Here is an 11,451-nt window from a genome sequence, read left to right on the forward strand (position 1 = left end):
ATGGATTGCTATAAATAAGACATTAAAAGGTAAAACCTATGTCATTTGGGAGTGAAACGCCAAACTTTGATCGTCGCAATTCTAGCGTGCGCCAAAACGATGCCGTCGGGCTCTTTGACTCGGAAACGGGTGTGTATCAACGCAGCAGATCAAACGTTGTACAATTCAAATCAAAACACAAACAAACGCATATTAATGCTGATATTGATGTCGACAAATGGCCTGCTTATAAATCCATCGGATTTGCTATTGCAGCATCTTTGACCCTGTGGTCGGGCATAGCGTTTATGATAAAAGCAATCTTTTAAAAATATTCGTAAAATCTCGATAGAAAGAGCACAGAAACTGCACACCAGCAGCACATACATGTGCACTTATCACAACAATATCGTACCATTATTGTGTTAGCTTCACTTCTATATTGTGAAGCCTAACATCTGCTCGCTTCTCAAAGTAAATTTTTGAAGCGCATTCGAATTTAAGAAAAATTGGTGGTCAGAGAGAGACTTGAACTCTCGACCTCAGGATTATGAGTCCTGCGCTCTAACCAGCTGAGCTACCTGACCAATTTTGAACTACAATTCAGTTTCCCACATCTACTATTAATGCGGGAAACGGCGCTTATAGTCTGGCAAAGCAGACTAGACAAGTCATGATTTTGAGGAAAATCACACTTTCTCGATAGAAAATTCAAATTCGCTAGACATACAGCCATCTAGCAATTGAAAATTATATAATTTCTTTGAAAACGTTTATGATTCACCACGCATATCTTTGATAAATGCATCTGCTTCTGCAATAGAACGCTCCATATCTGCAATCAATGCAGATACATCTGTTTCAATTTGCTCAGCTTCCCCTTCTAGTGCGGCGATTGCACGGGAATTAAGGTTATGTTTCAGATACAAAACACGATCCTTAAACACCGCTAAAACAGGGTCCATCGACTGAGATGCCTTAAGCATTCTGCGTTCTAACTCTTCATAGCGCTGCTCAGTTTCAACCAATTGACGCTCACTTGAAGCGCGCATTGAGGCGGAAGAATACTGATCCAACTCTTTGCGCCATTCTTTGAATAAGTCTCTTGAAACGATCTGAACATCTTTAACACGCGTTCTAACACGCTCAGCTTGACGATCAGCACTTTCATATGACGCATTCAAACGATCATAAGTATCTTCAAGCTCACCCCCATCAATATCAACCACGGCCCGGAAAGCATCTAAAGCTGACACAAACTCTTCTTTTGCATCCTCTTGCGAAGAAGCAGCCTTTTCCACACGCTCAACTAATAAGTCACGCTTTTCCATCCCGGTGAGGGTTTCAATTGTGTCATAGTAAGCTGAGGCACACCCAGTGATGATTGTCGTTGCAAGTATGGACGCGGATAAAAGCGCGGCACGCAGTGCTGAATTACGTTTCATAGCTATCCCCTAAGCATATGGTTAATGTATTTTCCAATATGAATACAGACGTTGGCATGAAAGGCCAATTTATTTTTCTAAAAATTACACCTAGCCAAACAAAAAAGCCCAACCACAGAAAACAGAAAATAATCAGTATACAGCTCATTTGATTTCAAACTTAAACTTACCCAGCGCCGAAGACACTATGTTGCATCAATCCAACGCACCTTTCGGAAAACACTTCCAATTTGAGCAATTTTATTTGACACTACCCCCTATAATGACTAGAAGATGGGGTAAGAAAATTCGTAAGAATAGGGATTATTAGAATACTCATGTCGCTTGATCTAGATTCCATTGATGCTAAAATACTCGACCTTATTCAACGTGATGCCGGAATGTCCGTTGCTGATATCGCCGATGCGGTAGGTTTATCTTCTTCCCCCTGCTGGCGCAGAATCAAACGCATGGAGGAACAAGGCCTTATCGAAAGACGTGTGACGCTATTAAACCATGCAAAATTAGGCCTTGGTTTTGAAGTGATCGCGAACGTCAAGCTATCCCTACCATCACGTGACAACCTTGAAGCCTTTGAACGCGCCGTTTCTGATTGGCCAGAAGTTGTTGAATGTATCACAATTACAGGCGCAGTTGATTATTTTATTCGAATCATCACGACCGATATTCACGCCTATGACAATTTTTTACGCGACAAACTTTTAGGCTTAGGCCTGGTTTCAGACATCCAATCTCGCATTGTCGTCAACGTATCCAAACGTACAACCGCTGCACCTCTTGGACTGATATCTCCATTCATCAGCGATAAAACCGAGACTGAATAAATCCGGCTTTGGACACGATGAAAAATCAAAAAAAGGCGACATCTGATTAAGATATCGCCTTTTTTAAATTCTATTCAGCGAACTAATTAAATTCGCTCAACTGCCAATGCAATTCCTTCACCGCCACCAATACAAAGCGACGCCACACCCTTTGAAGCATTTTTCTGCTCCATAGCATTTAGCAAAGTCACGATAACACGTGCACCAGAAGCACCGATTGGGTGCCCCATTGCGCAAGCTCCGCCATTCACATTCACTTTGTCATGAGAAATACCAAGCTCTTTCATTGCGATCATCGGCACCACAGCAAATGCTTCATTGATTTCCCAAACTTCAACGTCGTCAACTTTCCAACCAGCTTTATCCAAAGTCTTTTTGATCGCCGGCACAGGAGCTGTTGTGAAATATTTTGGCTCATGCGCGTGCGCCGCTGTACTTACAATCCGCGCAAGAGGTTTTAAACCACGTTTGGTTGCTTCTGATTCGAGCATTAAAACTAAAGCCGCTGCTCCATCAGAAATCGCTGATGCATTGGCAGCAGTCACAGTGCCATCTTTTGTAAATGCCGGACGAAGCGCAGGAATTTTATCAGGACGCGCCTCGCGTGGAAGCTGATCTTCATCAACAGTGATATCACCTTTGCGAGTTTTAACCGTCACGGGTGTAATCTCGCGTTTGAAGCGTCCTTCTTTTGTCGCCGATTGTGCACGCGCTAACGTCTCAATTGCGTATGCATCCTGCTGTTCACGTGTGAACTGATACTCACCCGCAACCATATCTGCGAACACACCCATTGGGTTGCCTTCATATGCATCCTCAAGGCCATCTTTCGCCATGTGATCAATCGTCTTGCCGTGTCCATATTTCAAGCCAGAACGCATAGAAATCATGTGCGGCGCATTCGTCATGCTTTCCATTCCGCCCACGACGACGATCTGAGCCTCACCTGCTAGAAGCGCATTACGCCCCATAACAGCAGCTTGCATTCCAGAACCACACATTTTGTTGATTGTAGTTGCTTCAACAGCCTCAGGCATATCTGCTTTAATAACGGATTGACGCGCAGGCGCTTGTCCTTGACCACCTGGAAGACAATTTCCCATGATAACTTCTTGAACATCGCCGCCATCAACACCTGCATCAGCAAGCGCACCTTTAATCGCTATTGCACCAAGTTCATTTGCTGACATCGCGGAAAGGTCACCCAATAATCCACCCATAGGTGTGCGTGCCATACCAACTATAACTACTGAATCACTCATAAAGTCCCTCCACAGTCAAACGCTGCTTCCTATTTTAAATGCTGCAACGCAACAAACGCTTTATGCTATATAAAGTCAACACTGCTCAAAAACAACGCAAATCACATTTATTGATCGAATATTTCTCATCAAACCCTATTAACAACTCATTTTATCACATAAAGGACATTTTGTAGATAAACTAACTTGTATTCGGATAAAACAAGCAACATGATACCCAAAACAATAAGAGATGCTCAGCAACATTCTTGGCTTGAAGATATTCATGCGTTGCTTGCAGGAACAATGCTTGTCGCTTTTGGAGTCGTTTTATACCTTCACGCACAGGTTTATACTGGCGGCTTAGCTGGCCTTTCCTTGCTTATAGAGTATGCAACAGGATGGTCTTTCGGCCTGATCTTCTTTTGCGTGAACATACCCTTCTACATACTTTCATTTATGAGAATGGGCCTACAATTTACGGTCAAAACCTTTGCAGCAGTCTCATTGATTTCAATCTTTTCTCGGTTATTTACCCAATGGATTGATTTCGATTTCATCAATCCAATCTTCGCTTCCATTGCAGGTGGAACGATGATGGGGGCCGGAATGATTTTTCTTTTCAGACATCGCGCAGGCGTTGGTGGCTCAAGTATCTTAGCTCAATTCCTACAAGATAAGAAAATTATGAGAGCTGGTTATTTTATGCTTGGGTTTGACACAATTATAATAAGCTCAGGTTTCTTCGTACTCCCTTGGAAACAAGTGTTAATTTCCATTCTTGGCGCGATCGTTTTAAACATAATTATCGCCACAAACCATAAACCTGGAAGATATGCTGGGTTCAGTTAGAAAATAGAATAATAGTGCCTTATTTTAGCTAAATATCCTGCCTATGGACTTAGATAAATTAGACGCAGGAGAATTTGCGATGAAAAAAACTCTGGGATTATTTGGAATAAGTCTGATCCTCAGCACTCCTGCACTGGCAGATACAACCATCCGCAGCAATTGGAGTGCTGCCAATAAGCTGGAAACAAGCATCGTTAATGCCGCTGGTACACCAGACAAACCCAATAAAGATTTTAAACCACGCGCATTCGTCACAGAGCTTTGCTATGATCGCGGTGAAGCTGACCACGTGACCATTCACATAGACGGTAAAAGTGCGAGTTCTGTTCTCGCAAAAAATGCCTGCATCATCCTTCAAGGCCAATACGATATCATCGTAGAAACCGACAAAGCTTATGCGGCAGACGCAGCACCGTCTGGGCATTTGCAATTCATTTTACCATCCCCTGTTGCAACGCAAAAGACGACGAAAACAATAACGCGTCGCCTTTTGGAAAAAACAAAACCTAGCGAAGACTAAGCTAAACGGTCAGCCTCATAAGCAGACACTGTGCCTGTGATAAAACCACCGCCGAGGACACGCGATGCATCTCCAGTTGAATAGAGCACGCAGGCTTGCCCCGGCGCGACACCTTCTTCAGCATCCTCAAACATAAATCCAGGCTGACCATTGATCATCGCCATATGGCCAGCTTTAGGTGGGCGTGTTGACCGCACACGAGCCAAGGCAGGTGTGTTTGATGCACAAGCTTCTTCAAGAGAATTGGCGCCCAACCAATTGCTTTCACCCATGCTCAAACCACGAGTCTCAAGCGCCTCGCGCGGTCCGACAATAACCTGACGTTTGCCTGCATCAATCTTTACCACATATATCGGTTCACCCGTTGCGACACCAAGGCCGCGACGCTGACCAACTGTGTATTTAATCACGCCTTCATGTTCACCCAGAACGCGCCCATCCATGTGGACAATCTCACCCTTACGGCCAGATCCCGGACGCAATTTCTCGACGATGGCCGTGTATTTTCCATCCGGCACAAAGCAGATATCCTGACTGTCAGGCTTAGAGGCGACTTCTAATCCCAGTGCAGAAGCAACTTTACGAGTGCTTTCTTTATTCATCCCACCAAGGGGAAAACGCAAATAATCCAATTGCTCATGCGTAGTCGCGAACAAAAAGTAAGATTGATCTTTATCTGGGTCGGCCGCACGCGCCAGCTCAGGACCATTTTCTCCAACCACACGTCGAATATAATGGCCTGTCGCCATGCAGTCAGCGCCAAGGTCTTTAGATGTTTCCAGAAGGTCTCTAAATTTCACAGTTTGATTACAGCGCACACATGGTATCGGTGTTGACCCCGCCAGATAAGTGTCAGCAAAATCTTCCATCACCTGCTCTTTAAAGCGGCTTTCATAATCAAGCACATAGTGAGGAATACCCAGCGCATCACAAGCACGGCGTGCATCATGAATATCTTGTCCAGCACAACACGCGCCCTGCTTCTTCAGCGCAGCACCATGATCATAAAGCTGAAGCGTCACACCAACCACATCATAGCCAGCATGGTGCAGTAAGGCGGCAACAACTGTTGAATCCACGCCGCCAGACATGGCAGCAACTACGCGCGTTTCACTACGGGGTTTATCAAAGCCCAGATCAAGATCAGCACCAGCTAAAAACTCCGCCATATCGTCTAAAACATGGCTATCGAGCATTTTAGGTGCACCTAAAGTGTCGTTTGTCATTTTATCCTCTCCACTGGCTTCAAGGGCCAGAGCAGTATGTTAAGCAGCCGGTTTCATAACCTAATTATCAAAAAAGAGCCAGCTAGAGTTACCTCTAAGCAAACTCTAAGCAATTCACATGCAACTTGACTTGAAATCAGTGGTCGTACCGATAGAGTGTCTATATCCATAAAAATAATAAGTATACTGGGGCAGGTAATCATGACTGAAATAAACAATAGCGATCGTGCAAGTCAAAGGTCTAATCCCAACACGCCCACCCCACTCAAACTACCAGATGTCATCACGATAAAAGCAACGACTCCCTTTGGCTGGATTGCTGGTGCGTGGGCAGATTTCCAAAAAGCTCCCCTTCCTTGCCTAACCTATGGAATACTCATGGCATTTGTGAGTGCATCAATATCTATATCACTCCTATTTTCTGGGTATTCAGATTGGATAATGGTTTTGATAGGTGGCTTTTTCCTTATCGCTCCCATGCTAGCGATGGGACTATATGAGGCAGGACGCCAAATAGAAGCTGGCCGCAAACCAAGCTTCACTCAGATGATTTTTGTGAAAGGCGCATTCCGCCAAGATCTGGCATATTTAGGCTTGGCCTTATTGCTTTTATACTTCTTTTGGGGGCGCATGGCACAACTAGTTTACGCATTATCTACCTATCGAAAACACGACAATGTCATGCAATTCCTAGATTTCATGCTGACAACACCAGAAGGTCAAAAAATGGCTATAGCGGGAACGCTTGTTGGCGGCGCAATTGCTTTTATAGCCTTTGCTTTAGTTGTGATTTCTGCCCCAATGCTTCTGGATAGAAAAACAGATGTTTTCATTGCCACGATCACCAGCGTTCGTGCTGTCACTAAAAATCTATTTCCCATGTTGATATGGGCAATGCTGATAACAGCTCTGACAATATTGGGCATACTGACAGGCTTTATCGGATTGATCATTGTATTCCCACTGATCGGGCTTGCGAGTTGGCGCGCTTACCGCGAACTCGTACCAACTGGGCATTTCCCAGAGTAAAACGCGCCCCAAACAAACAATAATAAACCTGTATGCCATGTGGCTCATTTGTAGCAGGAATTTTGCAACACACCACTTATCCCGATCATGGGTTGTCAAAGTGGTACAGTTACATGCTGGAATATCTCATTTCGAGCGGGTTTAAAGGCGCTCTCTTAGGCGGTGGATTGGGTCTGATTGGAATATCAGCAGCTCATCTCTTTGTAAGATTAATAGATAATCCAGCCGATCAAATGGTCAAAACCAATTTTGTCGTCAATTCAGTGTTTGCATTCGGCATGGTGTTTTTTGCGGCGTTATCGGTTTTACCCTACGCATTTGATACTATGATCAACAAAACCACACAGCACACATTTGCATTTCTCTTTTTTGCAATCGCAATATCAAGCGGTGTTTGCTTATTCGATGCTATGAAACGCAAGATCGAGTGGTTTGATGATGGATTCAGAATTCAGCGTTGGAATGACAATACACATTTCTATACTTGGAAAAGCATAGACAACATTGAATGGAATCCGTTATTGCACATCTGGTGCATTCACTTAAATGACGGAGAAACATTCTCTTTTCATCCGCTTATGACCGGCGCAATACGCTTTCTCGACATAGCTAAAATGAAAGCAAATCTGTTCACAGAAAACAGATACAGCCATTTAGAGCATTAGCTCCCAACCTTTACAGAACATCCAACAATGTGAGACCGCGTACGGTATTGAAAATTGATGCGGATGCCTGATAAGTCGTTTGTGCGTTACTCAATCGAGCAGCGACTTCTGCCAGATCAACATATGTAATTTCCCCTACAGTCGCACCTATCGCATTTACTTGAGTTGTCTGACGCTCAATAGCGTTCGTAATTCGAGATTGAGTGTTACCATTCCTAGCTTCGAGTTGCACAAGGCCATCTATGACAGTGTCGAATTGCGCCAATTCTCCCTTTAACGCCGTAACCTGCGCGTCCGTCAACTCACCATAAGGTCCACCAGCAGCCAAAGTTTTCAACATATCAAAAGCAGCTTCCGCCGCTTCAGCTGCAACGGGTGCCAAAGAAATTTCTTGATATCCATCAACATTGACCGTCTGCTCTTGAGCTCCTTGCTCAAAAGCATTTTCGATCGGGTTTGCAACAAGGTCTGCAACACTTGCAGCCACAACAGGAGGCTTATCTGTTCGCGTTCCTCCAAATACGGACTTTCCCGAAATTTCCAGATTGAATGAATCTTTCAAAACAAGAAAAGCTTCTTCAATTTTAGCATCAATTGAAGATGGTCCACTTAAACTTATGTCTTGCAAAATAACGGATCTTAAATCTTCCATCACTTCTCGAGAGTGCGTTAAAACAGCATCTTGCATTGATAGACGCGCATCAAGCTCTGCAGCATTATCAATACGTGATTGGATGTTTGCAATCATCCGATTACTAGACACAAGCGTATGCGTTTGAGACCCATAACCTTTAAGGTCAGTCGCTTTAGTCTGAGATGCAGTCTGGTTAGACGCTTCAAACAACACTTTTTGAGACTTTTGAAGATCTATCAAAGCATTCTGAGAAACCATAGCAGTGGTAATACGACTCATATCATCCTATCCTTCTCTTAAACCAGCCGCAAAAGCGTATCGAACATATCACTGGCGGCCTGCATCATTCGAGATGCAGAATTATACGCCTGTTGATACTGTGTCATTTTCACTAATTCTTCGTCGATGCTTACACCCTCGACACTCTCTCGCCGCATGGCCACTTCTGTTCGAACAGTCTCAGCAGAATTTAAGGCCTGCTCACTTGCAGTCGCCCTTGCTCCAGCAGCGCCAGCAAGGCGGGCGGCATAATCATTTATAGATGTCTTTTGAGCCGCAATACCACCAGCTGCTCCAAATTGCCGAATAACAGCGCCAGAAAGAGAAAGTGCAGTTGCACCTCGCCCATCGCCAACTTCCAGCACACTATCGCCTTCAACAGCACCATCTAAATCAGGTTTTGCAGTCGCTAATTTACTATAGTCTTTCAAGATGGCATCCCGAATTTCTATATCTTTTGCACGATCAGCTGAGCCCGCCACACTTAGTCCAAAAAATTGAGTGGCAGAAATACCAGAGCCTGTTCGACTTGTCGTATCAACCACAATATCGAGTGAGTCTGATTTGGTGTTGGCCGCACCCTGAAAAGTTATAGTGCCATAATCATCATCAATGGATACGCTACCATATCCATTAAGGCTCGTATTCATCTGAGTGACGAGATCGGCAATTGTACCTCCCGTCGTCGGAGAAACAGTTACAGTATTCAATATCGCACCCGTATTGGAACGAATATCGAAAGTCATAGTTTGACCTGTTGTAAATCCGTGAGGAGATGCTTCTCCAGCCCCACCTAGCCCTGTTGCGTAATTTGTCGGCGTTGGTTTTTCTATGAGGTTGTTAAGGCCAAACATGTGAGAAAAACCACGTCCAGCCCAATCTGATGGAGTATCTTCATCTTGACGTATTGCTACACCTTCACTCGCATCATTCGCTGATATTTCTAATACACCATTTGTGAAGCTTGCAGTTCCGTCTCCGCCCAACGCTGTGTTCAAAGACGTCGCGAGACCTCCAACAGTTGCGCCAATTGCAATGGGACCAACTGCTGCACCAAACTCATCAATTCCTGAAATATTACCCGCATCAAAATCTATCGTTAGATTTCTAACTATTTCACCATCTGAATTTGTAATCGCCATATGCGCCACGCCTTCAAAACTGTGAATATCTGAATCGATTAGTCCAGTATTACTTCCTGTTAGAACATTCGGCGCAGGCACAGCGCTAGCATTGTTGTGCTCGGCATTCAGGCTATCAACTAGTCCCGATGCGTATTCACCAAACGCAACACTAAGCTCAGGAATGTCAACATCTCGCGCCTGAATCAATCCCATGATTTCACCACTCTGGATGTATTTATCCAAAGGCAATTTTGAACTCTCGTTCGAGTGGCTCACTTCAACGCTTGGATATCCCTGAAGGCCCGAAACGTCTCCCATCGAAAAGCTAGCCGCTTCCATAGATACGAGAAGATATCCGTTTGTCGTACGCAAATCCACGCCGCCCAAAGGACGTTCTTGCGCTCTAACATCAACAATCTCAGACAAGCGATCAATCAGGATACTTTGCTCATTCTCAGCCTGTGTCGCATCAACACCAGCGATCTTGGATTGCTGGATAGATGTGTTCAATTCTGCAATTGTTTCCATCAACGTGTTGGCTTCACCAATGACGGACCGCAATTGAGCATTGGCTTCTTCTCGAAGCGCAGAAAGCTCATCAGCTGTCTGATTAACTTGATTGAGCATATTTTGAATATCAGAAATTGCACTTCCCTGCCTTAGAGAAGAAGAAGGGTCTAGAGCAAGAGACCCCATAGAATCCAACACAGCATCGAGGCTAGCAAAGACTGAACCGCCATCAGATGGGTTACCGAGTAAACCTTGTGCTCTGTCCATAAAGCCAGCCAGAACAGAAGTCGCACCTACAGTAGCAGCTGTTCTCATTTCCGAAGCTGCTAGAAACTTGTCGGCGGCACGCTGAACTTTAACCTCAACCCCAAATGATCCAGAAACCGCGCCTAAAGAATTAAAATGCGTATCAAGGCGCGTATAGCCTTCTGTGTTGACGTTTGCGACATTGGTGGAGACAGTGCTGAGTGCACTTTGATTTGCACGCAGAGCTGAAAGGCTCGTTGCCATTATGCTGCCTATACTCATGTCACACCTCCTAACAGATGGGCATATTAGTGCCCTGTAGGCCAAGATTACCGGGCGTTTTTTGCCTAGTGAATTCTTTGAACCTCAAAAAACCGTTTTGGAAATAAATTCGATAACCTCTACAACTATTTGATATTGCTAGTAATTTTATACTTCAACCTGCATTTAGCAAGATGGTTACACTTAGAATAATTTCCAGCGTAAAGACTTCATCGCAAGCTTCGGGCCAGAATTGAAATTTACAGAAAATTAGCCATAAATTTCTCCAAACAGCATATTTTTTGTCGGTAAATTCATGGCAATGCACGTTCTGGGCAGAAACTGCCGCACACAACAAACGCCCCTGCATTTTCTGCCTGCTTTATCAATTTCGAAGTAAAAAGGTTAACGCCGAATCCTGATTTTTAGGGAAGTTTCAGGCAAAATTATTACTGGCCCGCCAATTGCATCAACATGGTTAATGAAAATGCGAAAGCATAAATAATAATCAATTGAAGTGAGTTTTATCGTGATTGAGGGTGTATTTTTTTCAGCGCAAAAAACAAACAACAGCTCCACGCAGAGAGCTGACGGTGCGCTAATTGCGAATAAATTT

Annotated in this window: 11 protein-coding genes and 1 tRNA gene; 6 read left to right on the forward strand and 6 right to left on the reverse strand. The window is 44.2% G+C overall.

From position 1 onward, the window contains the following. The first annotated feature begins 38 nt into the window (after positions 1-38). Positions 39-308 carry a hypothetical protein gene (locus HBAL_RS11060; protein ID WP_015828025.1) on the forward strand — a complete coding sequence of 90 codons (270 nt, stop codon included), beginning with the start codon at positions 39-41 and terminating at the stop codon, positions 306-308. 181 nt (positions 309-489) lie between these two features. On the opposite strand, the gene HBAL_RS11065 is transcribed toward HBAL_RS11060, so the two are convergent. Both HBAL_RS11065 and HBAL_RS11070 read right to left on the reverse strand, forming a co-directional pair. Then, positions 490-566 (reverse strand) — tRNA-Met (locus tag HBAL_RS11065). Between the two features lie 186 nt (positions 567-752). Next, positions 753-1,424: a DUF2959 domain-containing protein gene (locus HBAL_RS11070; RefSeq protein ID WP_015828026.1), complete on the reverse strand. Its 672-nt coding sequence runs from the start codon at positions 1,422-1,424 to the stop codon at positions 753-755. Positions 1,425-1,741: 317 nt separating this feature from the next. On the opposite strand from HBAL_RS11070, the gene HBAL_RS11075 reads away from it, so the two are divergent. Further along, the gene (locus HBAL_RS11075; RefSeq protein WP_015828027.1) at positions 1,742-2,248 is read left to right on the forward strand and encodes an Lrp/AsnC family transcriptional regulator; all 507 of its coding nucleotides are present in this window, start codon (positions 1,742-1,744) and stop codon (positions 2,246-2,248) included. 86 nt (positions 2,249-2,334) lie between these two features. On the opposite strand, the gene HBAL_RS11080 is transcribed toward HBAL_RS11075, so the two are convergent. Further along, entirely contained in the window at positions 2,335-3,510 is a 1,176-nt protein-coding gene (locus HBAL_RS11080) for a thiolase family protein (RefSeq protein WP_015828028.1), read from the reverse strand. Positions 3,511-3,720: 210 nt separating this feature from the next. Here HBAL_RS11080 and HBAL_RS11085 point away from each other — a divergent pair, with 210 nt between their 5' ends. Beyond that, complete coding sequence (locus HBAL_RS11085) at positions 3,721-4,341, forward strand: YitT family protein (RefSeq protein WP_015828029.1); 621 nt, start codon at positions 3,721-3,723, stop codon at positions 4,339-4,341. A gap of 79 nt (positions 4,342-4,420) precedes the next feature. Next, the gene (locus tag HBAL_RS11090) at positions 4,421-4,861 is read left to right on the forward strand and encodes a hypothetical protein (RefSeq protein WP_015828030.1); all 441 of its coding nucleotides are present in this window, start codon (positions 4,421-4,423) and stop codon (positions 4,859-4,861) included. Here HBAL_RS11090 and mnmA read toward each other — a convergent pair. After that, positions 4,858-6,087 carry a tRNA 2-thiouridine(34) synthase MnmA gene (gene mnmA, locus HBAL_RS11095; RefSeq protein WP_015828031.1) on the reverse strand — a complete coding sequence of 410 codons (1,230 nt, stop codon included), beginning with the start codon at positions 6,085-6,087 and terminating at the stop codon, positions 4,858-4,860. The genes HBAL_RS11090 and mnmA overlap by 4 nt on opposite strands. Before the next feature lie 201 nt (positions 6,088-6,288). Between mnmA and HBAL_RS11100 the strand changes: the two genes are divergently transcribed. Next, a complete protein-coding gene (locus HBAL_RS11100; protein ID WP_015828032.1) occupies positions 6,289-7,116 on the forward strand; it encodes a DUF2189 domain-containing protein in 828 nt (275 codons plus the stop codon). Between the two features lie 113 nt (positions 7,117-7,229). Then, positions 7,230-7,781, forward strand: a complete 552-nt coding sequence (locus HBAL_RS11105; RefSeq protein ID WP_015828033.1) for a hypothetical protein — start codon at positions 7,230-7,232, stop codon at positions 7,779-7,781. Positions 7,782-7,791: 10 nt separating this feature from the next. Here HBAL_RS11105 and HBAL_RS11110 read toward each other — a convergent pair whose 3' ends face one another. After that, positions 7,792-8,694: a flagellin gene (locus HBAL_RS11110; protein ID WP_015828034.1), complete on the reverse strand. Its 903-nt coding sequence runs from the start codon at positions 8,692-8,694 to the stop codon at positions 7,792-7,794. 17 nt (positions 8,695-8,711) lie between these two features. Then, positions 8,712-10,856: a flagellar hook-associated protein FlgK gene (gene flgK, locus HBAL_RS11115; RefSeq protein WP_015828035.1), complete on the reverse strand. Its 2,145-nt coding sequence runs from the start codon at positions 10,854-10,856 to the stop codon at positions 8,712-8,714. Positions 10,857-11,451 lie beyond the last annotated feature (595 nt).

The organism is Hirschia baltica ATCC 49814 (assembly GCF_000023785.1).
GTDB lineage: Bacteria > Pseudomonadota > Alphaproteobacteria > Caulobacterales > Hyphomonadaceae > Hirschia > Hirschia baltica.